Source organism: Pseudomonas abietaniphila, from assembly GCF_039697315.1.
GTDB lineage: Bacteria > Pseudomonadota > Gammaproteobacteria > Pseudomonadales > Pseudomonadaceae > Aquipseudomonas > Aquipseudomonas abietaniphila_B.
Genome location: NZ_CP155619.1, coordinates 5,286,130 through 5,311,030, shown reverse-complemented (window position 1 = coordinate 5,311,030; position 24,901 = coordinate 5,286,130). Strand labels below are relative to the sequence as shown.

Genomic DNA, 24,901 nt, shown 5'->3' with positions numbered 1-24,901 from the left:
ATTGGACACCCTTCCACCAGGAACCTGCCAATGCTCTGGAGATCCTCGTTGTCGCGCTCTGCACCCTTTTCCCTCGATTCCCTGCATCCGGTTTTGCAATGGTCGTTGCTCATCGTCATGGCGGGCAGCGCCGGTCAGGCCTTCAAATACTTTCACGTTCCTGCTGCGTTGTTTCTCGGCCCGATGCTGGTCGCCATTGGCTTTGGCGTTTGCGGCGCGAATATCCGGCTGCACAAACACGTGTTTCGCCTGGGTCAGGGCAGCGTCGGCGTGCTGGTCGCGCACTCGATGACCATGGGCGTCTTGCTCACGGCCCTGCATTCCTGGCATGTGATGGTGTTCGCCACCCTGCTGACCGTGGCCCTGAGCGCGGTGGTCGGCATCGGCCTGGCACGCTGGGGCGGCATTCAAGGCAGCACGGCTGCCTGGGGCACTTCGCCCGGTGCAGCGTCGGCGATGGTGGCGATGTCGGAGGACTACGGCGCCGATTCACGCGTGGTCGCAACGATGCAGTATGTGCGGGTGGTCTGCGTGGTCATGGTCGGCGCGCTGGTGAGCCGCCTGATTGGCGCTGACGTTGGCGGCACCGATGCACACAGCAGCGACGCCCTGTTGCAAGGTGCCAATCTGCTGAATCTTGGCCTGAGCCTGCTGGTGATCCTGGTCGGTGTGACACTCGGATCGAAGGTCCCGGCTGGCGCGTTGCTGGTGCCGCTGTTGCTGGGGGGCGCGCTGCAATTGAGCGGCGTGCTGCAAATCGTCATGCCGACCTGGCTGCTGGCAATCGCTTACGGGGCCATCGGCAGTTACATCGGCCTGCGGTTTGACCGGGCGACCATCCATTACGTCTGGCGGCGACTGCCGGCGATGATTTTCGGCGCGCTGCTGTTGATCCTGCTCTGCGCAATCTCCGCCTGGGTAATCGCCGAAATGATGGGCAAGGACTTCCTCTCGGTGTATCTGGCAACCAGTCCCGGTGGCCTGGACGCCATGGCGATCATCGCCATCGACACCCACTCCGACGTTGGCTTCGTGCTGGCGATGCAGACGCTGCGCCTGTTCGGCGTGATCGTAACCGGCGCCTACATTGCACGGCAGGTGATCCGGGTCACGCAGCGGCTGGCCTGACTCGTCAGCGGCAAGATAAGAGCCCGGCGTCCGTACGCAAGCCCTGTGGGAGCGAATTCATTCGCGATGAGTCAGCTGAATCGACACATCCCTGTCGCCAGGACTATTTTCGCGACTGAATTCGCTCCCGCAGTAAGTTCCGCGAGAAGTTCCGCGAGGTCAGGCCTTCACCGCCTCGGCATCGAACACTTCTCCCCGCCGTATGATCGACGCCTTTGCCAGTAACGCGCCAGGCGCCAGCACCGCGTTGGCGCCGATCCGCGAGCGATCACCGATCAACGCACCGAACTTGTCACAGCCGGTGGCGCGCAGACGACCGTCGATGCGCACACGCACTTCCTTGTCGTCGCGCTCGTTGCGGTAATTGCAGACGATGCTGCCGGCCTCCAGATTAACCCCCGCACCCAACACCGAATCGCCCACGAAATTGAAGTGCGCGAGCTTGGAACCGTCAAACACGAACGAGGTTTTCAACTCGGCACCTGGCCCGAAGATGCAGCGCTCACCCACCCAGCAACCGCCGCGCAGGTATGCGCCGCTGGCAATAAAGCAATGCGGCTCGACGATCAGCGGCCCTTTGAGCACCGCGCCCTGCTCGACCACGGCGGTCTTGTGCACCGCGATGTCGCCGCGGATTTCATAGTCATCGCCCAGCGTCATAAGTATCTCGCGAACGATTTCAGGCGCGCGGGTGATCATGTCCCAAGGCGTCAGCGACGCCCAGCGGGACAAGGCCGAGGTGTCCATCGACTCGATGAAGTCACCGATGCGGATCACTGCAGATGCTCCAGCGCGGTCGCCAGGCTTTGCGCCAGCGGCAGGACCGGCAGCAGGGTCGCCTGATAGGCGTGATAGAGGTCCGGCTTGCCTGGCCAGATATCGGCGCTGGGTTGATTCTGCGGGTTCAGCTCATGCCGCCAGCTGCCGTGTTCGCGATCAATGAACAGGGTTTCGTTGGATTCCCAGAACGTGCGGTACCAGGTTTCGTATTGCTGCTCACCCGTGCGTTGCAGCAGCGCCGCCGAGGCCGCGGCGGCTTCAGCGTGGGTCCAGTGCAAACGATGGCGAACCACTGGGCGATTCTCCCAGTCGAGCGTATAGACAATGCCCGGCGCGCCATCGACATCCCAGCCGAACCGACAGGCATTTTCGAACAGCAACCGCGCGTCTTCCACGAGCCAGGACGGCGTCTCCAGCTTGGCTTTCTGTCTCGCGGCCTCAAGGTGCAGCACCAGCCGCGCCCACTCGAAGGCATGGCCCGGCGTGGTGCCGTAAGGGCGAAAGCCGTCATCCGGCTTGTCGGCGTTGTACTCGGGGACCGGCTGCCATTGCAGCGTGAAGTGTTCGATGACTTGATGATGGTTGGCGGCGGCGTGCTCATGAATCACCCGCTCGACGATGCGCAGCGCGCGGTCCAGCCAGCGTGCATCCCCCGTCACGTCCGCCAGCGCCAGAAAGGCTTCGGTGCTGTGCATGTTGCTGTTCGCGCCACGGTAGGCTTCTTCGTTGCTCCAGTCGCGATCGAACGACTCGCGCATGGCGCCTTCTTCTTCGCTCCAGAAACGCTGACTGATCACCTGAATCGCCTGTTCCAGCAGCGCCTTGGCCCCCGGCCGTTGCGCGACCACGGCAGAACTCGCCGCGAGGGCGACGAAGGCATGCAGGTAGGCGGCTTTGCCGGTGTCGGTACTGTGTTCGAGCGGTTTGGCGAACCAGCCGCCATGCTCGGCGTCGCGCAAAGGGCCGGCCAGTGCGGCAACGCCGTGATCGACCAGTTCGGCGCAACCCGGGATGCCGTTGATGTGGGCCATGGCAAAACTGTGGGTCATGCGCGCGGTGTTCATGGTTTCGGCGATGGCGTCGGCGGGGAGACGCCCCTGCTCATCCAGATTGCCAAAACCCTGGGGCATCTTCGACGCCTTGGCGAACGCCAGCAGCCGGTTGCCTTCTTGCGCCAGCCACGCTTTGTGTCCGGGGGAGCGCAGCCAGCTGCTGAAACCGCGATTCACATCATCCATTGCCTTTCACCTATCTGCTCGGCAGGTTCAGCCCGCCAGGAATTATTAGTCGGGGAGAATCATGCAAGCCAACCGCTGGTGCAGGCAAGTGAATGAGGTGAAACGTTTATGCAAGACGCAGTTCAACACCTGAAACCTGTGGGAGCGAATTCATTCGCGAAGCGGCATGGCAGGCGACAGTTGAGTGTCGGCTGTACCGCCAATCGCGAATGAATTCGCTCCCACACGTGTTGCTTCAGTCTCTGGAAAAAGCGCGGTGAGCGGGGTTAAACCCGGAAACGCGTGACCACTTGATTCAGCTCACCCGCCAGACGCGACAGCTCATTGCTGGACGCGCTGATCTGGTTGGCACCCGATGAAGACTGCAGCGAAAGGTCACGAATGTTGACGATGTTGCGGTCCACTTCCCGCGCCACCTGCGCCTGCTCTTCGGCCGCGCTGGCGATCACCAGGTTGCGCTCGGAAATCTGGTTGATCGACGAGGTAATGCGGGTCAGCGACTCGCCCGCGCCCTGCGCCAGCTCCAGCGTTTCGGTCGCCCTGGAACGGCTGACCAGCATCGACTCCAGCGCTTCGCTGGAACCGCTGCGCATGGTCGAAACCATCTTGTCGATTTCCAGCGTGGACTGCTGGGTGCGATGCGCCAGCGCTCTTACTTCATCCGCCACCACCGCAAAACCACGGCCCGACTCACCCGCGCGCGCTGCTTCGATGGCCGCGTTCAGCGCCAGCAAGTTGGTTTGCTCGGCAATGGAACGGATCACATCCAGCACCTTGCCGATGTCCTGGGACTGATCGGCCAGGCTCTGCACCAGCACCGAGGTGTGTTGCACATTACTGGACAGGTTCTGGATCGAGGTCACGGTCTCGATGACGCGTGCCTGGCCATCCTGCGCGGCGGTGTTGGACTCACTCGACGCCTGAGAGGTGGACACGGCATTGCGCGCCACTTCCTCGACCGCCGAGGTCATTTCGTTGACGGCTGTCGCAGCCTGCTCAATTTCGGCGTTCTGTTGATGCAGGCCACGGTGACTGTCTTCGGTCACCGAGTTCAGCTCGGTCGCGGCGGACGCCAACTGGCTGGCGGAGCTGCCAATCAGGCTCAAGGTGCTGCGCAGGTTGTTCTGCATTTGCTGCAAGGCGTGCAGCAAACGCGTCACTTCGTCTTTGCCTTCGACGCGGATGTCGTGGGTCAGATCGCCCTTGGCGACGAATTCGGCCGCAGTGACCGCCTCTTCCAGCGGCAAAATGATGCTGCGGGTCAGCCACAGCGCGAGAATCACCGTCGCCAGCGCCGCGATCAGCACGAACACCAGGACCACAGTGCGCGACTGACCGTACTGCGATTGCGCGGCCACGCCCTCGAGTTCAACCTGATGCGTGTAGAAGTCGGCCAGATCGCCCAGTTGCGAGCCGGAGTTGTCGACGGCGGTTTTCATGTCGACCAGCAACAGCGTGTTCAACGCTTTCAGATCGCCGCTTTCGGCCAGCGCGAACGACCGGGCCAGCCCGCGCTGATAATCAGCCAGCGTGCCGCGAAACTTGTCGTACAGGACTTTTTCCTCGGGGGTATCGATGAACGCGTCGAGGCTGCTCAGCTTGTCGGTCAGGACTTTAGCGCGGGCATCCATTTGCCCTTTGTAGACGCTGACGTTCTTGGGGTCGGTGTCCAGCGCCATGCGCAGCGAGATGGTACGGATGCGCAACATGGCCTCGCGGATGTCGTTGACCAGTCGCATGCTCGGCATCCAGTTGCTCTCGACCGCCACTTCGCTCTGGCGAATGTTGGACATCTGGGTCAGGGCAAACCAGCCCAACAGGGCCACCAGCAGGGAAATCAGGGTGAATCCAAGGCCCGCACGGCGGGCAATGGTCAAATTGCGTAGGTTCATGACCGTTGGCTCTTTGTTATAAGTGGCAGTGGTCGCACAACTTGTCGTACGACTATCGCTTATCGACGTTCGCCGCCGCTTCTTGAGGGCCTGGCACATGAAGAATACGAACGGCTGTTCGAGAAAAACTTCGAACCTCAAGCGCCGGCGCGGTCTAGACATAACAGTCCCTGATCAACGGCGAGGAGAGAAGCCATGCACCTGGAAGGTTCCTGCCATTGCGGCGCGGTCGAGTTCAGCCTGACGAGCGCTCATCCCTACCCCTATCAACGTTGCTACTGCTCGATCTGCCGCAAGACCCAAGGCGGTGGCGGCTACTCGATCAACCTGGGTGGCGACGCGAAAAGTCTCAAGGTCAAAGGCAAAAACAGCATTGCGATCTACCACGCGAAGATGCGCGACGAACACCACCATCACGTTCACACCAGCAGCGCAGAGCGACACTTCTGCAAGCAGTGTGGCAGCGGCTTGTGGTTGTTCAGCCCGGAATGGCCGGAGCTGATCCATCCTTTTGCCTCGGCCATCGACACACCGTTACCAACGCCGCCGGAGCACACGCATTTGTTGCTCGATTCAAAGGCGTCGTGGGTCGAAGTCCAGGCCGGGCCCAAGGATCAGCAGTTCGAACAATATCCCGATGAGTCGATCGCCGACTGGCATGAACGCTTGGGATTGGTGCGCTGACGCACTCGATTGCTGCGTCGCGCAAATTCGCTGAACCTCTTCATGCGCGGCCCACTCCCAACAGAAAGCCTGAGAGGAAAGTCACATGCCTATGCATCGGGTCGCTAGCCTGGCCGATCTTCGTCAAGATCGGGGTCTTCAGGTTGAAGTTGGCGAGAAAAAAATCGTGTTGGTCCGTGACGGCGAAGCGGTGCGCGCATATCAGGGCGAATGCCCGCATGCGGGCGCACCGCTCGCCGATGGCGCAGTGTGCAACGGCCATTTGATTTGCCCCTGGCACAAGGCCGAGTTCGCTGTCCATGACGGGCACTTATGCGAGCCGCCTGCACTGAATGCCCTGACGCGTTATGCGACGCAGGTGATCGGCGATCAGATTCATGTCGATGATCAGCCCGTTCAGATCGAGCCTGAAATACACGCCGACGATGATCGCTGCTTCGTCATCATCGGTGCTGGCGCCGCAGGAACCGCCGCTGCCTGCGCGTTGAGGGAAAAGGGCTTCAACGGCCAGTTGCTGCTGATCGACCGTGAGGAAAAACCCGGCTACGACCGCACGGCATTGAGCAAATTTGTCTTGGCTGCTGACATGCGCCCCGACGAAACGCCGCCCCTGCGCGAGGACAGCTTCTACGACGATAACCACATCGAACGCATCCAGGGCGAGGTAATGAAGCTCGACGTCATCAACAAGCGCGTGACGCTTGCAGACGGGCGACGCGTCGCCTATGACGCCGCATTGATCGCCACGGGAGGTGAGCCTCGCGCGTTGCCACTGATCGGCGCCGATCTGCCCCAAGTGCTGACCCTGCGTTGCCGTGATGACGCGAAAAAGATCCTGGCTGTGGCAGAACCTGGGCGCCACGCATTGATTGTCGGCGACAGTTTCATCGGCCTGGAGGCGGCGTCTGCATTGCGTAAGCACGGCGTGAAAGTGACGGTCATCGCCCGCCACGAGGTGCCGTTCGTGAAACAGCTTGGCGAGCGAATCGGTAAGGCGATCCGTGCGTTGCATGAAAAGAACGGGGTGTTATTCCGCACCCATGTCGAGGTCAGCCGTTTCGAAGGTGACGTGGACAAAGGCAAAAAACGCCTGGACGTGGCAGTGTTGAGCAACGGAGAGCGGATGCCGGTCGATCTTGCCTTGATCGGCATCGGCGTAGCGCCGGCGACTCAGTTCATCGACGGCGTCGAGCTCGAAGAGGACGGATCTCTGTTGGTGGATGCCGGAATGCAGGCAGGCAAGGGTTTGTGGGCGGCCGGCGACATCGCGACCTTTCCGGTCAACGACGCCCCGCAGCGCATCGAACATTGGCGTCTGGCACAACAACAGGCGCGTGTCGCCGCGAGCAATATGCTCGGCGGCGACGTGCACTATTGCGATGTGCCCTACTTCTGGACGTATCACTTCGGCAAACGTCTGGACTGTCTGGGACATGCCCAAGACTGGGACGACATCGTCTATCTCGGCGAACCCGAAACGTTCTCTTTCCTGGCGCTGATCTGTAAACAGGGCGTGGTAGAGAGCGTCGTGGGGTGCGACCGCGAACGTGAAGTCGCGCTTTTGGCTGAGCGTATGAAACAACCCTTGTTCAGGGACGAAGCGCTGATGCTGATCAAACAGCTAAGCCAGTGAACGGCGCAGGCCACAGCCACTGGGGCCGCGCGCTTTCAGCTCAACTGTTAATAATGGAGAACACATGATGCCCAAAGAATCCAGCCGTGAAGACCTGGACCACCAGCCGGAAAATGCCGGGAAAGTGGGCGAGCAGCACAAGCAGGCCAACCAGCAGGGTGAACAGCCCCGCCACCCGGCCCAGCCAGATGGCAGCGAACAGGATCGGGATCAGAATCGCAACAAACCCTGATCCCGGCCATTAACCTCGACTGGTGGCCTGCTGCCGATCGCAGCGACGACCGCGGCGACGTGGCGCCTCGGATTCAACGGCCTTCTCGACCTTCATCCACCATGCCTCGCCGCGGCTGGGGTACTGGAGGTAGAACGGCTGGCCCATTTCCGGCGTGGTGATCGAGATGCTGCGATCCCAGGCCAGCGCCAGGATACGGTCGAATGGCTCGTGCCAGGCGTGCATCGCCAGGTCGAACGTTCCGTTGTGGATCGGCAGCAGCCATTTACCGCGAACGTCGATGTGCGCCTGCAAGGTTTCTTCCGGCTGCATATGCACATCCGGCCAGTCAACGTTGTAGGCGCCGGTTTCCATCAGCGTCAGGTCGAAGGGGCCGTATTGCTCGCCGATCAGTTTGAAACCGCTGTGATAACCGGTGTCCCCGCTGAAAAAAATCCGTTGGTCACCATCGATCATCACCCACGAACACCACAGCGTTTGATTACCGTCGCTGAAGCTGCGTCCTGAAAAGTGCTGCGCGGGCGTTGCGACAAAGCGAATGCCATGAATTTCGGTCGACTCCCACCAGTTCAACTGCTGAACCTTCTTCGCGTCCACACCCCACTTGATCAACGTATCGCCCACACCCAGAGGCGCGATGAAGTGCTCGGCTTTGTCCTTGAGCACCTGAATGGTCATGTGATCGAGGTGGTCGTAATGATTGTGCGACAGGATCACAGCCTTAAGGGGCGGCAGGTCTTCCAGGCTGATCGGCGGCTGGTGGAAACGCTGGGGGCCGGCCCATTGAATCGGCGACGCCCGTTCGGCGAAGACTGGATCAGTCAGGAAATACTGATTGCGCAGCTTCAGCAACACCGTTGAATGGCCCAGGCGATACACCGTGTTGTTCGGGGCCGCGAGCAATTGCTGACGCGACAGCGGTTGAACCGGAATCTCACCCACAGGACGGGTGTGGCGGGGCTTATTGACCATCGCGTTCCAGAAGATGCGCACTGTCTTGAGAAACCCGGAGCGCTTCATCGGCTTGTGATTGAGATAGCGGCCCTCTTGCCGGGACAGAACGGGCAACGAGGAAGCGTTATCGAGGTTTTTTTCGATCGAGGCCATGAGGTGCTGACTCCATGAAACGGGTGGAGGTTTCTGCAAGGGCGGACGCATTGCAGAATGTTGCATACGACGGAAAGAAGTAAGCGGCAAGTTGTAACAGTGTTTTACACTACACAGTGTAGTTTCAAGCTTGCACGATCGTCAAAGAGAAGTAAACTGCCCGGTGTAATTTTCTTCTCGGGATTTCCCCGGCCTGCGTATACCTTTAGAAGCGATGCCATGACTGCTCCCCTGCGACTGACCGACCGAAAACGTGAAGCCATTGTGATGGCGGCGATTGCCGAATTCCGCGACAACGGTTTCGAGGTCACCAGCATGGACCGCATCGCGGCACGGGCCGAAGTCTCCAAGCGCACGGTGTACAACCATTTCCCGAGCAAGGAAGAGCTATTTGCCGAGATGCTTCAGCGCCTGTGGGCCAGCGCCACCGCACAGCCCGAAGCGATCTACCGCCCCGCCCTGCCGTTGCGCGACCAGTTGCGCGACTTGCTCGACGCCAAGATGAAGACCCTCGGCGACAGCAATTTCATCGACCTGGCGCGCGTCGCCATCGGCGCGACCATTCACTCCCCGGAGCGCGCTCAGGCGTGGGTCAACCGTCTGAACGAGCGAGAGGAGACGTTCACGGTCTGGGTCCGCGGCGCCCAGCAGGACGGCCGCCTCAAGGCCGTCGAACCCGGTTTTGCCGCGTCACAGATTCACGCGCTGCTCAAGGCCTTCGCCTTCTGGCCGCAAGTCACCCTCAATAAACCGCTGCTGACACCCGAAGAGCAGGTGTCTGTGGTGGAATCGGCACTGGACCTGTTCTTGTGCTGGTACGAAATCCCCGCCGCGTGCTCGCAGGCTTAACGACGGCCCGCTGTCACCCGCTCGACAATCTGCCGACGTGCCACCAATCCCGGCGTTGCCCGCTCCGTGGCAATCGCCAGCACGCGGGCAGGCGCTGTATCCGGGCGACCGGCATCGAACGGTGGCGCGGGGGCGTATTCCAGCTGCAGTTGAATGGTCTGGGATGTGTCTGCGTCGAAGATTTCGCTGATCAACGTCAAGGCGAAATCAATGCCCGCGGTCACGCCGCCGCCGGTCATCAGGTTACCGTCGCGAACGACCCGTTCCTGGACCGGGATCGCCCCGAACTTTTCCAGCAAACCATGGGACGCCCAGTGAGTCGTTGCGCGCTTGCCTTCCAGCAACCCCGCAGCGCCAAGGACCAACGCGCCGGTACAGACCGACGTCACGTACTGGGCATTCGCGGCCTGCTGCCGGATGAAGGCCAGCGTTTCGGCGTCTTCCATCAGGGCGTCCACGCCGACGCCACCCGGCACACAGATCACGTCGAAGTCAGGGCTGTCGTCGAACGTGCAGGTCGGCGTCAATGTCAGGTTGCTGCTGGACTGCAGAGGGTCGAGGTTTTTCCAGACCAGATGCACCGTGACACCAGGCATGGTGGCGAAAACGTCGTAGGGACCGGTCAGGTCCAGTTGCTGAACCTTGGGAAATACCAGCAAACCGATATGCAGAGTCATGGGGTGCTCCTGAGTGAGGTCAATTGGACGAATCCACTGTAGCCAGATACGCTCTGGCGGATACGCCATAACACCCACAATTTCCGCCAACCCTTTCCGTCGAGGCGCGCCATGTCCGACCAGCCCAGACCCATCCACATTCTGGCGTTCCCCAACGTGCAATTGCTCGACGTCAGCGGCCCGTTGCAAGTCTTCGCGTCAGCGAACGTGCAGATGCTGGAGAACAATCTGCCAGCGCCTTACTCACCCATCGTTATCGCCAAACAGGAAGGCAGCGTGGTCTCGTCGGCGGGCCTGGGTCTGCACACCCATCCATTGCCGGATACAGCGTCGGATACGTTGATCATCGCCGGCGGCCGGGGCGTACACACCGCGTTGCTCGATCAAGGTTTGCTGCACTGGGTGCGTGCACAGGCCGCGAGCGCGAGACGGGTGGCATCGGTCTGCACGGGCGCGTTCATGCTGGCCGAAGCGGGTGTGCTCGACGGGCATCGGGTGGTGACCCACTGGGACAGCTGCGACGAACTGGCCCGGCGTTATCCAGCACTGCAGGTCGATCCGGAACCGATCTTCATCAACGAGGAAGCGCTGTGGACCTCGGCCGGTGTCACGGCCGGTATCGACCTGGCGCTGGCGATGGTCGAAGCCGACCTTGGCCGAAACATCGCCCTCGCCGTGGCGCGCGACCTGGTGGTGTTTCTCAAGCGGCCCGGTGGCCAGTCCCAGTTCAGCACCGCGCTGTCGATGCAACAGGCCACGCGTGGACAGGACAGCCGCTTTGGCGACCTTCACGCCTGGATTCTCGACAACCTTGCAAGCGACCTTTCCGTTGCGACCCTCGCCGCTCAGGTGGGTATGAGCGAGCGTAGCTTCGTCCGGCATTACCGCGCGCATACGGGAAACACGCCAGCACGCGCCATCGAACAGTTACGCGTTGAAGCCGCCCGGCGCTTGTTGGGCGACAGTGCGTTACCGATCAAACGGATCGCCGACCGGTGCGGCTTTGGCACGGAAGAGACGCTGCGCCGAAGCTTTCTGCGCGCGGTGTCGGTGACGCCACAGGCGTACCGCGAGCGGTTCAGCGCGGGATGACCCCTGCGCTAATCACGCAAGAAATTAATTTTCATAAATTGATATTTCTATACGTTTTCGTGTAATTTAATTTTCATCACGAAATCAGAGATAACAATAATGCCTGCCTGTGATCGTCGTTTTTCGACCCCCGCTTTGCCGTGCGCGCCTTCTGCAACACCCACTGCCGAGATTGTTTTCACCGCTTGCCTGCGCAGGGACTGACCTCCTTTCGCCAAGCCTGACCTCCCTCTTTCTCTGCAAGGAACCGTTGCATGCCACCGTCTACCGGTCTTTCTCTTCTGGTCTACGCCGCCATCGCGATCATCGCCCTGATCGTCCTGATTGCGCGTTTTCGCCTTAACCCGTTCGTCGTCATCACCCTCGTTTCAGTGGGCCTGGCCCTGGTGGCCGGAATGCCTGCCACCTCGGTGGTCAGTTCCTATGAAGGTGGCGTCGGCAAGACACTGGGGCACATCGCGCTGGTCGTGGCGTTGGGCACCATGCTCGGCAAAATGATGGCCGAGTCCGGCGGCGCCGAGCAGGTGGCGCGCACGCTGATCGACCGCTTCGGCGAGCGCAACGCCCACTGGGCGATGGTCTGCATCGCGTTCCTGGTGGGACTGCCGCTGTTTTTCGAAGTCGGCTTCGTTCTCCTCGTGCCCATCGCCTTTACGGTCGCGCGCCGGGTGGGTGTCTCGATCCTCATGGTCGGCCTGCCGATGGTCGCCGGTTTGTCGGTAGTGCACGCACTGGTTCCGCCGCACCCTGCGGCGATGCTGGCAGTGCAGGCCTATCAGGCTTCAGTCGGTCAGACGCTGTTCTACGCCATCCTCATCGGGATTCCGACCGCGATCATTGCCGGTCCGCTCTACGCGAAGTTCATCGTGCCGCACATTCAGCTGCCCGACGAAAACCCGCTGGCCAAGCAGTTTCTGGACCGCGAGCCGCGCAAGCAATTGCCGGGCTTCGCCATCACCATGACCACCATCCTGCTGCCGGTGTTGCTGATGCTGCTCGGTGGCTGGGCCAACTTGATCTCCACGCCTGGCAGCGCGTTCAACAGCTTCCTGTTGTTTATCGGCAATTCGGTGATCGCCCTGTTGCTGGCGACCTTGCTAAGCTTCTGGACCTTGGGCATCGCACAGGGCTTCAACCGTGACGCGATCCTCAAATTCACCCAGGAATGCCTCGCACCAACGGCGAGCATCACCTTGCTGGTCGGCGCGGGCGGTGGCTTGAACCGGATTCTGGTGGACAGTGGCGTGACCAACGAGATCGTCAGCCTGGCCCAGGACTTCCACCTGTCGCCGCTGCTGATGGGCTGGCTGTTCGCCGCATTGATGCGCGTGGCGACGGGTTCGGCGACCGTGGCCATGACCACCGCTTCAGGCATCGTTGCCCCTGTCGCGATGGGGCTGGGCTATCCGCATCCGGAACTGCTGGTGCTGGCCACCGGCGCGGGCTCGGTGATCTTTTCTCACGTCAACGACGGCGGCTTCTGGCTGATCAAGGAATACTTCAACATGACCGTGGCGCAAACCTTCAAGACCTGGACCGTGCTGGAAACGCTGATTTCCGTCATCGCGTTCATCTTCACCCTCGGCCTGGCCCAGGTGATCTGAGTGGACATCCTTTACCAGATCCGCGCTCGCCAGGATTCGTTCAGCGCGGGTGAAGGCCGCATCGCCCGACTGATTCTCAGCGACGTTGCGTTCTGCGCCAGCGCCAGCCTCGACGAGCTGGCCGCGCGCGCCGAGGTCAGCAGCGCCACGCTATCGCGGTTCGCCCGCTCGATTGGCTGCAAGGATCTGCGGGATTTGCGCCTGCAATTGGCGCAAGCCAGCGGCGTTGGCACACGTTTTCTCAATCCGGAACAAGCGCCCGAGCAATCGGCATTTTTCACCCAGATCGTCGGCGATATCGAGTCGACGCTGCGCCAGCATCTGGCCGGGTTCGACGACGCGCGCTTCAAGGCGGCCGTCGCCCTGCTGACCCCGGCACGCATGATTCACAGCTTTGGCATGGGCGGCTGTTCCAGTCTGTGCAGCGAAGAATTGCAGACCCGCCTGGTGCGCCTCGGCTACCCCATCGCTGCCAGCCGCGATCCGGTGATGATGCGCCTGATCGCCGCCACCCTCGGTCCGGATCACAGCCTGATTGTCTGTTCATTGAGCGGTCGCACGCCCGAGCTGCTCGATGCCGTGACCCTGGCGCGCAGTTACGGCGCGAAGACCGTGGCGATCACCCTGCCCGACTCTCCGCTGGCCGGCCTCGCCGACGTGGTGCTGCCGTTGCAGATCGCCGAAACCAATTTCATCTATAAACCCACGGCAGCGCGCTACGGCATGCTGCTGACCATCGACGTGCTCGCCACCGAGCTTGCGCTGATCGCCCCGGATGACAATCAGGAGCGGCTGCGGCGCATCAAGCTGGCCCTCGATGATTACCGCGGCGGCGACGACGGCCTGCCGCTTGGAGACTGAATCATGCTTTACGACCTGATCATTCGCGACGCGCTGGTGATCGACGGCAGCGACACCCCGGGCTACCGCGCCGACGTGGCCCTGCGCGACGGGCGCATTCAGCGCATCGGCGACCTGAACGGCGTCTCGGCCAAGGAAGACATCAACGCCGCCGGTCGGGTGTTGGCGCCAGGATTCATCGACGTACACACCCACGACGACACGGTGGTCATTCGTCACCCGGACATGCTGCCGAAGATCACTCAAGGTGTGACCACGGTGATCGTCGGCAACTGCGGGATCAGCGCCTCGCCGGTCACCCTGGCCGGTGATCCGCCTGACCCGATGAACCTTCTGGGTCCTGCCAAAGCCTTTGCCTATCCGCGTTTCATGGACTATCGCAACGCCGTGGACAAGGCGCGTCCGGCGGTCAACGTCGCGGCCCTGGTCGGCCACACGGCGTTACGCAGCAACCACCTGAACGACCTGTTCCGCACGGCCACGCCCGACGAGATCAGCGCCATGCGCAACCAGCTGCGCGAGAGCCTGCAAGACGGCGCACTGGGGCTTTCCACCGGACTTGCCTACGCCTCGGCCTACTCGGCCGACACGGACGAGGTCAAGCAACTGGCCGAGGAACTCACCGACTTCGGCGCGGTGTACACCACGCACCTGCGCAGTGAGTTTGAGCCGGTGCTGGAAGCGATGGACGAGGCGTTCGCGATCGGCCGTCATGCCCGGTCGCCGGTGGTGATCTCCCACCTTAAATGCGCCGGCGCCGGCAACTGGGGTCGCAGTCCGCAATTATTGGCATCTCTGGAAAAGGCGGCGCTGACGCATCCCGTTGGCTGCGACTGTTATCCCTATGCCGCCAGTTCCTCGACGCTGGATTTGAAGCAGGTCACCGACGCCCACCGCATCACCATCACCTGGTCGACGCCGCACCCGGATCAGGGCGGCCGTGATCTGACCGAGATCGCCGCCGACTGGAATCTGTCGCTGGAGGACGCCGCCCGCAGGCTGCAACCGGCCGGTGCGGTGTATTACGGCATGGACGAGCAGGACGTGCAGCGCATCATGAAACACCCGCTGTCGATGATCGGTTCGGACGGCCTGCCGGAAGACCCGTTCCCGCACCCACGCCTGTGGGGCGCCTTCCCACGCGTGCTGGGGCATTTCAGTCGCGACGTGGGACTGTTCCCGTTGCACACCGCCGTGCACAAGATGACGGGCCTGACCGCCACCCGCTTTGGCCTGCATGAGCGCGGGTTCGTGCGTGAGGGTTATTGGGCGGATCTGGTGCTGTTCAACGCCGAGACAGTTCGTGATGTCGCCGATTTCAAAGAACCGAAGCGCGCCGCCGAAGGCATCGATGGGGTGTGGGTCAATGGGCAGTTGAGTTATGCCGGCGGCAAACCGCAGGGTGAAAGACAAGGCAGGTTCCTGCCTCGTGAAGGTTCGTTGGTTTCAGGATTCAATTGATACGCAAGGTCAGGGAAATCACGCGAAACCTGCGCAGGTTTGCTCGCGAATGCGTTGGGTCAGCTGCATCATCGTGTGAATGACCCTCCGCGTTCGCGGCCCTCGTAACCTCGGACGTCTCCTACAGGGACCGAGTCTCTGCAAAAAGCCGTGTGAAATCACGCGAAACCTGTGGGTGTGAGCTCGGGCTGGGCGGCATTCCGACGAACGCGGTGATCTGCCAGGCGCCTACACAACGGCGCTGAGCTCAAGGCCTGTGCGACTTAACCCACCACCACCCCACGGCATTCACCAAAGCCGATACTCACCTCGCCATCCTTGCGGCAGCGCGCTTTGAGGATCACTTCGTCGCCGGCTTGCAGAAAGGTGCGCGTCTCGCCGCTTGCCAGTTCAATGGCCTGTTTTCCCCCCTCGGTCATCTCCAGCAAACTGCCAAATTGCCCGGCGTGCGGACCGGACAATGTGCCGGTGCCGAACAGGTCGCCCGGCTGCAATTTGCAGCCATTGACGCTGTGATGGGTGACCATCTGCGCCACGGTCCAGTACATGTTCAGCGTATTGCTCAGCGCCAGTCGTTGTGGGGCAAGACCTTGCTGTTTCATGTGCGCGGTGAGCAGCAACACTTCCAGCTCGATGTCCAGTGCACCCTGCCGTTGATCCTGTTCATCGAACAGGTAATCCAGCGGTTTTGGGTCACCTTCCGGCCGCGCGGGTTGTGCGCTGCGGAACGGTGCCAACGCCTCAGCGGTCACCACCCACGGTGAAATGCTGGTGGCGAAGCTCTTCGACAAAAAGGGCCCTAACGGCTGGTATTCCCAGGCTTGCAGATCGCGCGCCGACCAGTCGTTAAGCAGACAGAAGCCGGCAATGTGTTGACTGGCCTGCGCGATCGGAATCGGCTCGCCCGCTTCGTTGCCCTGCCCCATCCAGACGCCCACTTCCAGCTCGTAATCAAGCCGCTTGCTAGGACCGAACGCCGGCACTTCGGCGCCCGGTGCGAGTGTCTGACCCTGGGGACGTTTGACCGGTGTCCCCGACACGCACAGCGTCGATGCCCGGCCGTGGTAGGCAATGGGCACGTACTTGTAATTGGGCAGCAGCGGGTTATCAGGACGGAACAGCTTGCCGACGTTCATCGCGTGATGGATGCCGACGTAGAAATCGGTGTAATCGCCGACCTGCGCCGGGAGGTGCATCTGGCAGTCGCTCATCGGTTGCAACAGGTCGCCGAGTGCCTGCAGTTGCGCGCGCTGCGGGCTGTGTTCATCCAGCAACTGCAGCAAGCGGGTACGCAAAGCCTGGCGAGAAGCAGCGCCCAGCGCGAAAAACTCATTGAACTGACCACGACTGGCGCCCTCTGCGGCGACTTGCGCGGCGCCACTGAACAATCCTGACTCCAGTGCAATCTGCAGATCGAAAATGAAGTCACCGATGGCCACCCCGCCACGTTTGCCAAGGCCCGGACGGCTGAACACGCCAAATGGCAGGTTCTGCAGCGGGAAATCAGGGTGGTCGTTGGCGCTGGTCACCCAGCTGCGCGGGTGTCGGGAAGTGCTCATCGTTGGCTGTCCGTATCGAAGGGTTTGAACGTTCTGGCGATGCCGTTCCAGCAGGCATCGTAGTCGCTTTGCAATTGTGGGCATTCCAGCGCATGACGGCTGGGCCGCAGGACCTTTCCGGTCTCGAACATGAACGCCATGGTCTGTTCGATCTTGTGCGGTTTGAGGTCCACCGCCATGGCCTTCTCGGCCGTGGCGTTGTCCGGACCGTGGGCACTCATGCAGTTGTGCAACGAGGCACCGCCGGGCATGAAACCCTCGGCCTTGGCGTCGTAGGCGCCGTCGATGAGGCCCATGAACTCGTTCATCAGGTTGCGGTGGAACCACGGCGGACGGAAGGTGTTTTCCGCCACCATCCAGCGTGGCGGGAAGATCACGAAGTCGACGTTGGCTTGCCCGTGAACCGCGCCGGGCGAGGTCAGCACCGTGAAGATCGACGGGTCGGGATGGTCGTAACTGACCGTGCCCAGGGTGTTGAACAGGCGCAGGTCATATTTGTACGGCACGTTGTTGCCGTGCCAGGCCACGACGTCGAAAGGCGTGTGGTCGAGTTGCGTGCTCCACAGTTCGCCAAGGAACTTCTGCACCAGTTCGGTGGGTTGCTCGCTGTTCTCGAAGTGCGCAACCGGCGCCTGAAAGTCGCGGGGATTGGCCAGCCCGTTGCTGCCAATCGGCCCGAGGTCTGGCAGGCGCAAGGCAGAGCCGTGGTTCTCGCAGATGTAACCGCGCGCGTTGCCGTCGAGCAGCTGCACGCTGAACTTCAGGCCACGGGGCATCACCGCGATTTCCTGAGGCTCGATGTCCAGCAGGCCGAGCTCGGTGACAATGCGCAAGCGACCCTGCTGCGGAACGATCAACCATTCGCCATCGGCATTGAAGAACGCGCGCTGCATGGAGCGGTTGGCGGCGTAGACATACACGCTGACGCCGTCGGCCTGATCCGCCGCCGACGTGCTCGCCAGGGCGATCAGGCCGTCGACGAAATCGGTGGGTTCTGTGGGTACGTCAAACGCATTCCAGCGCAGGCGATTGGGGGTGATCGGACCTTGCTGCTGGCCGGTGATCTGCCGTGCCAGACGTTGGTACTGAGGGTGCGCGGCCGAGGGCTGGATGCGGTACAGCCAGGTACGCCGGGCTTCGGCGCGGGGGACGGTGAACGCAGTGCCCGAGAATTGTTCGGCGTAGAGACCGAGGGGATGGCGTTGCGGCGAGTTCTGTCCCACCGGCAAACCGCCCGGCACGGCCTCGCTGCTGAATTGATTGCCGAAGCCGGATTGATACCTCAAAGCCTCGGATGCAGGTGCTGTGAACATCTCGACCTCTTGTTTTTATTTTACGTAAACAGATTACGCATAACGTAATTTGAGTTTGCAGGTCGGTCAAGCTATAAAGCAGCCTTTCCAGACCGGCGCACGCCCCGCTCATGACCGAAGAATCCACAATCCCCGCAGGCTCGCGCCAACAGAAAGTGCAGTCCGCCGAAGTCGGGGTCGGCATTCTCAAAGCGCTGGCCGAACTCGCGCCCGCCACCTCGTTGTCGAAGCTCGCCGAATACGTCGGCATGCCCGCCAGCAAGGTGCATCGCTACTTGCAGGCGTTGGTGGACAGCGGCTTCGCCGAGCAGGACCCGGTGACCAACCACTACCGGCTGGGACGCTCCGCCTTGCAGGTCGGCCTTGCGGCGCTGAGTCAGCTGGATGTGCTGAAGACCTCGGCACCCGAACTGGTTGCGCTGCGCGACGAACTCAATGAAACCTGCTTCCTCGCGGTGTGGGGCAACAAAGGCCCCACCGTGGTGTATGTCGAGCAATCGCTGGGCGCAGTGACGCTGGTCACGCAGATCGGCTCGGTCTTGCCGCTGCTCAGTTCCTCGACAGGGCTGGTGTTCGACACCTTCCTCTCGCCCGCCGAGACAGCAGCGCTGAGACACTCGGAAGCGGCTTCCATGAATGCGAAACAGCTGAAGGAGATCGACCGCCACATTCAGGAAATCCGCAGCACCGGCGTGCATCAGATTCACGGCCTGCTGATGGCGGGCGTCAATGCCGTGTCATCACCGGTGTTCGCGATGGGCAACAAGCTGGTGGGCGTGGTGACCGTGGTGGGTTCGGCATCGGTGCTCACCAATGAACGCCAGGCGCTGGCGGCCCAGAAGCTGCTAAACACAGCCAAAGCGATCAGCGCACGGATGGGCGGAGAGATGCCGAAGGTCTGATCCCTGACACGGCTCGGACACCGATCAAACCTGTAGGAGCGAATTCATTCGCGATTGGCCGGTACGACCGACAAATCTCTTTCGCCTGAAACATTTTTTCGCGAATGAATTCGCTCCTACAGGTAGAACAGCGACAGACGACGGAAATCAATCCGCCGTCAACACCCCACGCCGCAACTGGTCGCGCTCGATCGATTCGAACAGCGCCTTGAAGTTGCCCTCGCCGAAGCCGTCGTCGCCCTTTCGCTGGATGAACTCGAAAAACACCGGTCCCATCAGGGTTTCCGAGAAGATCTGCAGCAGCAGGCGCTTGTTGCCGCCTTCTGAGGTGCCGTCCAGCAGAATACCGCGCGCCTTGAGTTCGCTTTCGGGCTCGCCGTGGTTCGGCAGTCGCCCTTCGAGCATTTCGTAATAGGTGTCCGGCGGGGCCGTCATGAAGCGCATGCCCAGTGCCTTGAGTCGGTCCCAGGTGTCGATCAGGTCTTCGGTAAAGAACGCGACGTGCTGAATGCCTTCGCCGTTGAACTGCATCAGGAACTCTTCGATCTGGCCGGCGCCTTTGGAAGACTCTTCGTTGAGCGGGATGCGGATCATGCCGTCCGGCGCGGTCATCGCCTTGGAAGTCAGGCCGGTGTATTCGCCCTTGATGTCGAAATAACGAATTTCGCGGAAGTTGAACAGCTTCTCGTAGAAGTTCGCCCAGTACGCCATGCGCCCGCGGTAGACGTTGTGGGTCAGGTGATCAATGAATTGAAGGCCCGCGCCTTCCGGGTGACGGTCCACGCCTTCGATGAATACAAAGTCGATGTCATAGATCGAAGTGCCTTCACCAAAGCGGTCGATCAGGTACAGCGGCGCCCCGCCGATGCCCTTGATCGCAGGCAAACGCAGCTCCATCGGCCCCGTCCCGATCTCGATGGGTTGAGCCCCCAGTTCCAGCGCGCGTTTGTAGGCCTGCTGCGAATCCTTGACCCGGAATGCCATGCCGCACACGGAAGGACCGTGCTCGGCCGCGAAGTAGGACGCTTCGCTGTGAGGCTCGTTATTGAGGATGATGTTGATGGCCCCCTGACGGTACAGCGCCACGTTCTTGGAACGGTGGTTGGCGACCTTGGTGAAGCCCATCATCTGGAACACCGGCTCCAGCGTGTTGGGGGTCGGCGAGGCGAATTCGATGAATTCGAAGCCCATCAGGCCCATCGGGTTTTCGTAGAGATCAGTCACGGTCTTGCTCCTGCTAAAAAGTGAGATGCACAGCGGCGAGGATCACTGTTCAGCGGGTGGCGCACAGGGAATGCCCCGTACGCTGCGGGCGAGGAAGTCGCCGAAGATCAATTGCAGACCGAGGATTTTCATGGGGGAAAGGTTACTCCGGCTTGTCGGATTGCGCATCAGGGTGCGCAGACTGAAAGGCCGGATGCTGCAACGCCAGCGCCTCGACCTGGCCAATGCGCGGGAACGCGGTCAGGTCGACAGTGAAGCGGCGTGCGGCGTAGAGCTGGGGCAAGAGATAAACATCGGCCAGGCCCACTTCGCCAAAACAGAAGCCTTCGTCGCCAATCAACGCTTCAACAGCGGCGAAGCCCTCAGTAATCCAGTGTCCGATCCACGCCGTCACGTTGCCTTCGTCATGCCCCAGACCGCGCAAGCGATTGAGCACCGCGACGTTGTGCAGCGGATGGATATCGCAGCCGATCAACGCGGCCACTGCTCGATGTCGGGCTCGCTGAATCAAATCCTTGGGCAGCAACGCCGGCAGGGGTGCGCGTTCGTCCAGGTATTCGATGATCGCCATCGACTGGGTGATCACCTCGCCCGTGTCGAGCCGAAGCGCGGGCACGCGACCTTGAGGATTGATTGCCAGGTAGTCGGGTTTGCGATGCTCGCCGCCGTCACGAATCAGATTTACGGGGATGGCATTGACCTCCAGCCCTTTCAACGCGAGGGCAATCCGCACCCGGTAGCTGGAGGTTGATCGGTAGTAGGTGTAAAGATCCACGGGCAGGCCTTCGCGTTGTTTTCTTGTTTTATTCGTAAACGGTTTACGCAATGCGTAAATTGCGGCAATACCCGGCAGCTGTCAAGGTCAGGTCCACCCCTCCAGCCGCAAGGTGGCGCGCACCAGTCGCTGCTCTTCGTTCTCGATCTCGCGCAGGCTCTCGCAGATGCTTTGAATGTGCGCCACGGCCGCCTTGCGCGCCTGTTCCGGCAGACGCCCGGTGACGGCGTTGTACAGCCGCGCATGATGGCGGTCGATCTGGCGTTTTTGCGCCTCGCGGTGGTACAGGTTGTTGACGGACGCAAACACCGTGTTGAGCAGCAGGTCGGTCAGCGAGCGCAAGGTCTGGACCAATACCGGGTTGTGCGAGGCCTCACAGATCGCCAAATGGAAAGCGTGATCGAGGCGTGCGTGTTCAGAGGCCGACAGTTCATGGTCGTGAGCCGCGACCAGCGCGTCGTAGGCCCGGGTGATCAGCACGAAATCAGCGTCGGTGCCACGCAAGGCCGCCAGGCGAGCGGACTCCCCTTCCAGCAGGCTGCGCACCTCGAACAGGTCGTACAGCGTGCGAGGCTGCGAGGCGAACAGGTGCATCAAGGGCGAGGCAGCGGTCAGCCCCAGCCCACCCATCTGGGCGACGAACGAGCCCTTGCCTTGCCGCGTCTCAATGATGCCTCTGGCACGTAACAGTTTGAGCCCCTCACGCAGCGCCGTGCGCGATACGCCGAGCTTCTCGGTCAGGCGTCGCTCGGAGGGCAATAACTGCCCGACCTTGAGCACACCGTCAACGATCAGCCGTTCGATACGCTCGCTGACCACATCGGCAACTTGAGGCGTGAGCTTGTTTGCAGGCGTTTCCATTGATCCAGCGTCCGCGATAGGGGTGAATCCTGTGCATGCCTGCAGGACCCGGCGTGCTGGCGAACGCAGAGGGTCAGCTAGCCTCTAGCTTTGTGCCTGACCGCATTCGGTAGCCAGCCGGCTCCTACAAAACAGCGTTATTTGATCCAGCATTGGAAAAGCAGTATCCATTTACGCCGGACCCACTGGTATGACCAGTGATAAATATCAAGATATCGTTGGAAAAACACGATACCAAGAGCTTGATAAGCATCGTTTTTTTTAACATCCATTGTGCAAATGACAAAAAAAACTGGTTCGACCAGTGCTTTAAGACATGGACAGTAAGGCCCCCGCACCCAATGATGCAAGTCAGCGGTAGAACGTTCCGTCAAAGAACGGGCCCTACATAAAACCGCTTTATATAAAAACAACAGGGTTGCGAACCCATCATGAATATTCTGTACGACGAACGCGTCGATGGCGCGTTGCCTGCCATCGACAAGGCTCAGCTGTTACAGGCCTTGCAAGCGCGACTGCCCGATCTGGACATCCTCCATCGCGAGGAAGAACTGCGTCCCTACGAATGCGACGGCCTCTCCGCCTATCGCACCACCCCGATGCTGGTGGTGCTGCCGGAACGGGTCGAACAGGTCCAGACCCTGCTCAAGGTCTGCCACGAGCGCGGTGTGCCGGTCGTGGCGCGCGGCGCGGGCACGGGCCTGTCCGGTGGCGCCCTGCCGCTGGAAAAAGGCGTGCTGCTGGTGATGGCGCGCTTCAACAAGATCCTGCACATCGATCCCGCCGGACGTTTCGCCCGTGTTCAACCCGGCGTGCGCAATCTGGCGATTTCCCAGGCTGCCGCGCCTTACGACCTTTATTACGCGCCGGACCCTTCGTCGCAGATCGCCTGCTCCATCGGCGGCAACGTCGCGGAAAACGCGGGTGGCGTGCACTGCCTCAAGTACGGCTTGACCGTGCATAACCTCCTCAAGGTCGACATCCTGACCGTTGAAGGCGAACGCATGGTGCTGGGCTCGGACGCGCTGGACTCGCCCGGCTTCGATCTGTTGGCGCTGTTCACCGGTTCCGAAGGCATGCTCGGCATCATCACCGAAGTCACTGTCAAGCTGCTGCCCAAACCCCAGGTCGCGCGGGTGCTGCTGGCGGCGTTCGACTCCGTGGAGAAAGCCGGACGTGCCGTGGGCGACATCATCGCTGAGGGGATCATTCCTGGCGGGCTGGAGATGATGGACAACCTGGCGATCCGGGCCGCCGAAGATTTTATCCACGCCGGTTACCCGGTCGACGCCGAAGCGATTCTGTTGTGCGAGCTGGATGGCGTCGAAGCCGACGTTCACGACGACTGCGACCGGGTTCGCGCCGTGCTTGAAAAAGCCGGCGCCACCGAAGTACGCCAAGCCAAAGATGAAGCCGAACGCGTGCGTTTCTGGGCCGGTCGCAAAAATGCGTTTCCTGCCGTGGGTCGGCTGTCGCCGGACTACTACTGCATGGACGGCACCATTCCGCGCCGGGAGTTGCCGGGCGTACTCAAAGGCATCTCGGCGTTGTCCGAAGAATACGGGCTGCGCGTGGCCAACGTGTTCCATGCCGGCGACGGCAACATGCACCCCTTGATTCTGTTCGATGCCAACCAACCGGGCGAGCTGGACAGGGCCGAAGCGCTGGGCGGCAAGATTCTCGAGCTGTGCGTGAAAGTCGGCGGCAGCATCACCGGCGAGCACGGCGTCGGCCGCGAGAAGATCAATCAGATGTGCGCGCAGTTCAACAGCGACGAACTGACGTTGTTCCATGCGGTGAAAGCAGCATTCGACCCCAGCGGCATGCTCAACCCCGGCAAGAACATCCCGACGCTGCATCGTTGCGCCGAATTCGGTGCGATGCACGTGCACATGGGCAAGCTGCCCTTCCCTGAACTGGAGCGTTTCTGATGGGTGCCGAACGTCAACCCCACTTCACCGCGCAGGACCGCGACGCCAGCAACATGCTGCAGGAGCAGGTCAACCAAGCTATCCAAAGCGGCATGCCGCTGCGCATTCAGGGCGCCAACAGCAAGGCCTTTCTCGGCCGGGAAGTCGCCGGGGAAGTGCTCGACACGCGGACGCATCGCGGCATCGTGACGTACGACCCCACCGAACTGGTGATCACCACGCGCGCCGGAACACCGCTGAGCGAATTGAACGCCGCCCTGGAAGCTGCCGGGCAGATGCTGCCGTGCGAGCCACCCACCTTTAGTGACGGTGGCGTGGGCGATGCGACGGTTGGCGGCATGATTGCAGCGGGCTTGTCCGGTCCGCGCCGGCCATGGTCAGGTTCGGTGCGCGATTTTGTCCTCGGTACACGCGTCATTACCGGCTTGGGCAAACACCTGAAGTTCGGCGGCGAAGTGATGAAAAACGTCGCCGGTTATGACCTGTCGCGGTTGATGGCAGGCAGTTTTGGCTGCCTGGGACTGATCACCGAAGTCTCGCTCAAAGTGCTGCCCAAGCCACGCCTGTGCACCAGCATCGCGTTGGAGATGGACAGCGCCCGCGCCCTCGCCCGGTTGGCCGAATGGGGCCAGCAGCCGTTGCCGATCAGTGCAGCCAGTCACGATGGCCGTGTGCTGAGGCTGCGTCTGGAAGGTGGCGAAGGCTCGGTGGCGGCGGCCCATGATCGTTTGGGCGGTGAATCCATCGACCCGGCGTACTGGCGAGCGCTGAATGAGCATCGGCTGGATTTCTTTACCGATGGCCGGCCGCTGTGGCGACTGTCACTGCCGACCAATACCGCTGTGCTCGACCTGCCGGGCGATCAGTTGATCGACTGGGGCGGCGCGCAACGCTGGCTCAAATCCGAGGCCAGTGGCAACGAGATTCGCGCCATCGTTGGCGCCGTCGGCGGACATGCGCTCTCTTACAGCCACGGCCTGGACGACAGCCCGTTCCAGCCCTTGGCCGAGCCGCTCCTGCGCTATCACCGCCAGCTCAAGGCGCAACTTGATCCGCACGGAATCTTCAATCCGGGCCGAATGTACGCAGAGATCTGAA

General features: G+C 61.5%; 22 protein-coding genes and 1 pseudogene. 12 read left to right on the top strand and 11 right to left on the bottom strand.

Annotated elements, in window-relative coordinates; all coding sequences use genetic code 11:
- Positions 1 to 48: 48 nt before the first annotated feature.
- A complete protein-coding gene (locus ABDX87_RS23415; protein ID WP_346833602.1) occupies positions 49 to 1,128 on the top strand; it encodes an AbrB family transcriptional regulator in 1,080 nt (359 codons plus the stop codon).
- A gap of 159 nt (positions 1,129 to 1,287) precedes the next feature.
- Here the strand turns inward: ABDX87_RS23415 and ABDX87_RS23410 are convergent, their stop codons facing one another.
- The 4 genes and pseudogenes from ABDX87_RS23410 to ABDX87_RS29325 form a co-directional block, all read right to left on the bottom strand.
- On the bottom strand, positions 1,288 to 1,905 hold the full coding sequence (locus ABDX87_RS23410) for an LpxA family transferase (protein WP_346830009.1): 618 nt from the start codon (positions 1,903 to 1,905) through the stop codon (positions 1,288 to 1,290).
- Positions 1,902 to 3,146: an AGE family epimerase/isomerase gene (locus ABDX87_RS23405; RefSeq protein WP_346830008.1), complete on the bottom strand. Its 1,245-nt coding sequence runs from the start codon at positions 3,144 to 3,146 to the stop codon at positions 1,902 to 1,904. Before ABDX87_RS23405 ends, ABDX87_RS23410 begins: the two co-directional genes overlap by 4 nt.
- 266 nt (positions 3,147 to 3,412) lie before the next feature.
- Positions 3,413 to 4,276, bottom strand: a complete 864-nt coding sequence (locus ABDX87_RS29330) for a methyl-accepting chemotaxis protein (protein ID WP_431061272.1) — start codon at positions 4,274 to 4,276, stop codon at positions 3,413 to 3,415.
- Positions 4,271 to 5,038, bottom strand: a pseudogene (locus ABDX87_RS29325) (MCP four helix bundle domain-containing protein); the annotation flags it as partial. The gene ABDX87_RS29330 and the pseudogene ABDX87_RS29325, both read right to left, overlap by 6 nt.
- Before the next feature lie 195 nt (positions 5,039 to 5,233).
- On the opposite strand from ABDX87_RS29325, the gene ABDX87_RS23395 reads away from it, so the two are divergent.
- From ABDX87_RS23395 to ABDX87_RS23385, 3 genes are all read left to right on the top strand, one after another.
- Positions 5,234 to 5,722, top strand: a complete 489-nt coding sequence (locus tag ABDX87_RS23395; RefSeq protein ID WP_346830006.1) for a GFA family protein — start codon at positions 5,234 to 5,236, stop codon at positions 5,720 to 5,722.
- 85 nt (positions 5,723 to 5,807) lie between these two features.
- Positions 5,808 to 7,355 carry an FAD-dependent oxidoreductase gene (locus ABDX87_RS23390; protein WP_346830005.1) on the top strand — a complete coding sequence of 516 codons (1,548 nt, stop codon included), beginning with the start codon at positions 5,808 to 5,810 and terminating at the stop codon, positions 7,353 to 7,355.
- Positions 7,356 to 7,419: 64 nt separating this feature from the next.
- Positions 7,420 to 7,587 carry a hypothetical protein gene (locus ABDX87_RS23385; RefSeq protein ID WP_346833719.1) on the top strand — a complete coding sequence of 56 codons (168 nt, stop codon included), beginning with the start codon at positions 7,420 to 7,422 and terminating at the stop codon, positions 7,585 to 7,587.
- A gap of 9 nt (positions 7,588 to 7,596) precedes the next feature.
- On the opposite strand, the gene ABDX87_RS23380 is transcribed toward ABDX87_RS23385, so the two are convergent.
- The gene (locus tag ABDX87_RS23380) at positions 7,597 to 8,694 is read right to left on the bottom strand and encodes an MBL fold metallo-hydrolase (protein WP_346830004.1); all 1,098 of its coding nucleotides are present in this window, start codon (positions 8,692 to 8,694) and stop codon (positions 7,597 to 7,599) included.
- 219 nt (positions 8,695 to 8,913) lie between these two features.
- On the opposite strand from ABDX87_RS23380, the gene ABDX87_RS23375 reads away from it, so the two are divergent.
- Entirely contained in the window at positions 8,914 to 9,543 is a 630-nt protein-coding gene (locus tag ABDX87_RS23375) for a TetR/AcrR family transcriptional regulator (RefSeq protein WP_346830003.1), read from the top strand.
- Here ABDX87_RS23375 and ABDX87_RS23370 read toward each other — a convergent pair.
- The gene (locus ABDX87_RS23370) at positions 9,540 to 10,220 is read right to left on the bottom strand and encodes a DJ-1/PfpI family protein (RefSeq protein WP_346830002.1); all 681 of its coding nucleotides are present in this window, start codon (positions 10,218 to 10,220) and stop codon (positions 9,540 to 9,542) included. The two genes, ABDX87_RS23375 and ABDX87_RS23370, sit on opposite strands and share 4 nt — an antisense overlap.
- Before the next feature lie 111 nt (positions 10,221 to 10,331).
- Between ABDX87_RS23370 and ABDX87_RS23365 the strand changes: the two genes are divergently transcribed.
- The 4 genes from ABDX87_RS23365 (at position 10,332) to ABDX87_RS23350 (ending at position 15,238) form a co-directional block, all read left to right on the top strand.
- Entirely contained in the window at positions 10,332 to 11,312 is a 981-nt protein-coding gene (locus ABDX87_RS23365) for a GlxA family transcriptional regulator (RefSeq protein ID WP_346830001.1), read from the top strand.
- Positions 11,313 to 11,566: 254 nt separating this feature from the next.
- Entirely contained in the window at positions 11,567 to 12,916 is a 1,350-nt protein-coding gene (locus ABDX87_RS23360; protein ID WP_346830000.1) for a gluconate:H+ symporter, read from the top strand.
- Positions 12,917 to 13,777 (top strand): MurR/RpiR family transcriptional regulator, encoded by an 861-nt coding sequence (locus ABDX87_RS23355; protein WP_346829999.1) that lies wholly within the window; start codon positions 12,917 to 12,919, stop codon positions 13,775 to 13,777. It begins immediately after the preceding gene.
- 3 nt (positions 13,778 to 13,780) lie between these two features.
- Positions 13,781 to 15,238 (top strand): N-acyl-D-amino-acid deacylase family protein, encoded by a 1,458-nt coding sequence (locus ABDX87_RS23350; RefSeq protein WP_346829998.1) that lies wholly within the window; start codon positions 13,781 to 13,783, stop codon positions 15,236 to 15,238.
- A gap of 263 nt (positions 15,239 to 15,501) precedes the next feature.
- Here the strand turns inward: ABDX87_RS23350 and fahA are convergent, their stop codons facing one another.
- Together fahA and hmgA are read right to left on the bottom strand one after the other, a co-directional pair.
- Positions 15,502 to 16,797: a fumarylacetoacetase gene (fahA, locus tag ABDX87_RS23345; RefSeq protein WP_346829997.1), complete on the bottom strand. Its 1,296-nt coding sequence runs from the start codon at positions 16,795 to 16,797 to the stop codon at positions 15,502 to 15,504.
- The gene (gene hmgA, locus ABDX87_RS23340; RefSeq protein WP_346829996.1) at positions 16,794 to 18,110 is read right to left on the bottom strand and encodes a homogentisate 1,2-dioxygenase; all 1,317 of its coding nucleotides are present in this window, start codon (positions 18,108 to 18,110) and stop codon (positions 16,794 to 16,796) included. The genes fahA and hmgA overlap by 4 nt, the downstream gene beginning before the upstream one ends.
- A 110-nt stretch (positions 18,111 to 18,220) precedes the next feature.
- On the opposite strand from hmgA, the gene ABDX87_RS23335 reads away from it, so the two are divergent.
- Entirely contained in the window at positions 18,221 to 19,012 is a 792-nt protein-coding gene (locus ABDX87_RS23335) for an IclR family transcriptional regulator (protein WP_346829995.1), read from the top strand.
- A gap of 147 nt (positions 19,013 to 19,159) precedes the next feature.
- Here the strand turns inward: ABDX87_RS23335 and hppD are convergent, their stop codons facing one another.
- The 3 genes from hppD to glcC all read right to left on the bottom strand — a co-directional run bounded on the left by hppD (position 19,160) and on the right by glcC (position 21,872).
- Entirely contained in the window at positions 19,160 to 20,236 is a 1,077-nt protein-coding gene (gene hppD / locus ABDX87_RS23330; RefSeq protein WP_346829994.1) for a 4-hydroxyphenylpyruvate dioxygenase, read from the bottom strand.
- A 142-nt stretch (positions 20,237 to 20,378) separates the two neighbouring features.
- Positions 20,379 to 21,011: a maleylacetoacetate isomerase gene (gene maiA, locus ABDX87_RS23325; protein ID WP_346829993.1), complete on the bottom strand. Its 633-nt coding sequence runs from the start codon at positions 21,009 to 21,011 to the stop codon at positions 20,379 to 20,381.
- An 87-nt stretch (positions 21,012 to 21,098) separates the two neighbouring features.
- Entirely contained in the window at positions 21,099 to 21,872 is a 774-nt protein-coding gene (gene glcC / locus ABDX87_RS23320) for a transcriptional regulator GlcC (protein ID WP_346829992.1), read from the bottom strand.
- A 431-nt stretch (positions 21,873 to 22,303) separates the two neighbouring features.
- Between glcC and glcD the strand changes: the two genes are divergently transcribed.
- Complete coding sequence (glcD, locus tag ABDX87_RS23315; RefSeq protein WP_346829991.1) at positions 22,304 to 23,803, top strand: glycolate oxidase subunit GlcD; 1,500 nt, start codon at positions 22,304 to 22,306, stop codon at positions 23,801 to 23,803.
- Between the two features lie 53 nt (positions 23,804 to 23,856).
- The gene (gene glcE, locus ABDX87_RS23310; RefSeq protein WP_431061271.1) at positions 23,857 to 24,900 is read left to right on the top strand and encodes a glycolate oxidase subunit GlcE; all 1,044 of its coding nucleotides are present in this window, start codon (positions 23,857 to 23,859) and stop codon (positions 24,898 to 24,900) included.
- Position 24,901 lies beyond the last annotated feature (1 nt).

Coding starts and splice junctions, on each gene's coding strand:
- ABDX87_RS23375 (WP_346830003.1), top strand. CDS start 8,914: ATGACTGCTCCCCTGCGACTGACCGACCGAAAACGTGAAGCCATTGTG.
- ABDX87_RS23360 (WP_346830000.1), top strand. CDS start 11,567: ATGCCACCGTCTACCGGTCTTTCTCTTCTGGTCTACGCCGCCATCGCG.
- ABDX87_RS23380 (WP_346830004.1), bottom strand. CDS start 8,694: ATGGCCTCGATCGAAAAAAACCTCGATAACGCTTCCTCGTTGCCCGTT.
- glcE (WP_431061271.1), top strand. CDS start 23,857: ATGCTGCAGGAGCAGGTCAACCAAGCTATCCAAAGCGGCATGCCGCTG.
- ABDX87_RS23365 (WP_346830001.1), top strand. CDS start 10,332: ATGTCCGACCAGCCCAGACCCATCCACATTCTGGCGTTCCCCAACGTG.
- fahA (WP_346829997.1), bottom strand. CDS start 16,797: ATGAGCACTTCCCGACACCCGCGCAGCTGGGTGACCAGCGCCAACGAC.
- ABDX87_RS23335 (WP_346829995.1), top strand. CDS start 18,221: ATGACCGAAGAATCCACAATCCCCGCAGGCTCGCGCCAACAGAAAGTG.
- ABDX87_RS23370 (WP_346830002.1), bottom strand. CDS start 10,220: ATGACTCTGCATATCGGTTTGCTGGTATTTCCCAAGGTTCAGCAACTG.
- ABDX87_RS29330 (WP_431061272.1), bottom strand. CDS start 4,276: ATGCAGAACAACCTGCGCAGCACCTTGAGCCTGATTGGCAGCTCCGCC.
- glcD (WP_346829991.1), top strand. CDS start 22,304: ATGAATATTCTGTACGACGAACGCGTCGATGGCGCGTTGCCTGCCATC.
- ABDX87_RS23385 (WP_346833719.1), top strand. CDS start 7,420: ATGATGCCCAAAGAATCCAGCCGTGAAGACCTGGACCACCAGCCGGAA.
- ABDX87_RS23395 (WP_346830006.1), top strand. CDS start 5,234: ATGCACCTGGAAGGTTCCTGCCATTGCGGCGCGGTCGAGTTCAGCCTG.
- ABDX87_RS23350 (WP_346829998.1), top strand. CDS start 13,781: ATGCTTTACGACCTGATCATTCGCGACGCGCTGGTGATCGACGGCAGC.
- ABDX87_RS23390 (WP_346830005.1), top strand. CDS start 5,808: ATGCCTATGCATCGGGTCGCTAGCCTGGCCGATCTTCGTCAAGATCGG.
- hmgA (WP_346829996.1), bottom strand. CDS start 18,110: ATGTTCACAGCACCTGCATCCGAGGCTTTGAGGTATCAATCCGGCTTC.
- ABDX87_RS23405 (WP_346830008.1), bottom strand. CDS start 3,146: ATGGATGATGTGAATCGCGGTTTCAGCAGCTGGCTGCGCTCCCCCGGA.
- glcC (WP_346829992.1), bottom strand. CDS start 21,872: ATGGAAACGCCTGCAAACAAGCTCACGCCTCAAGTTGCCGATGTGGTC.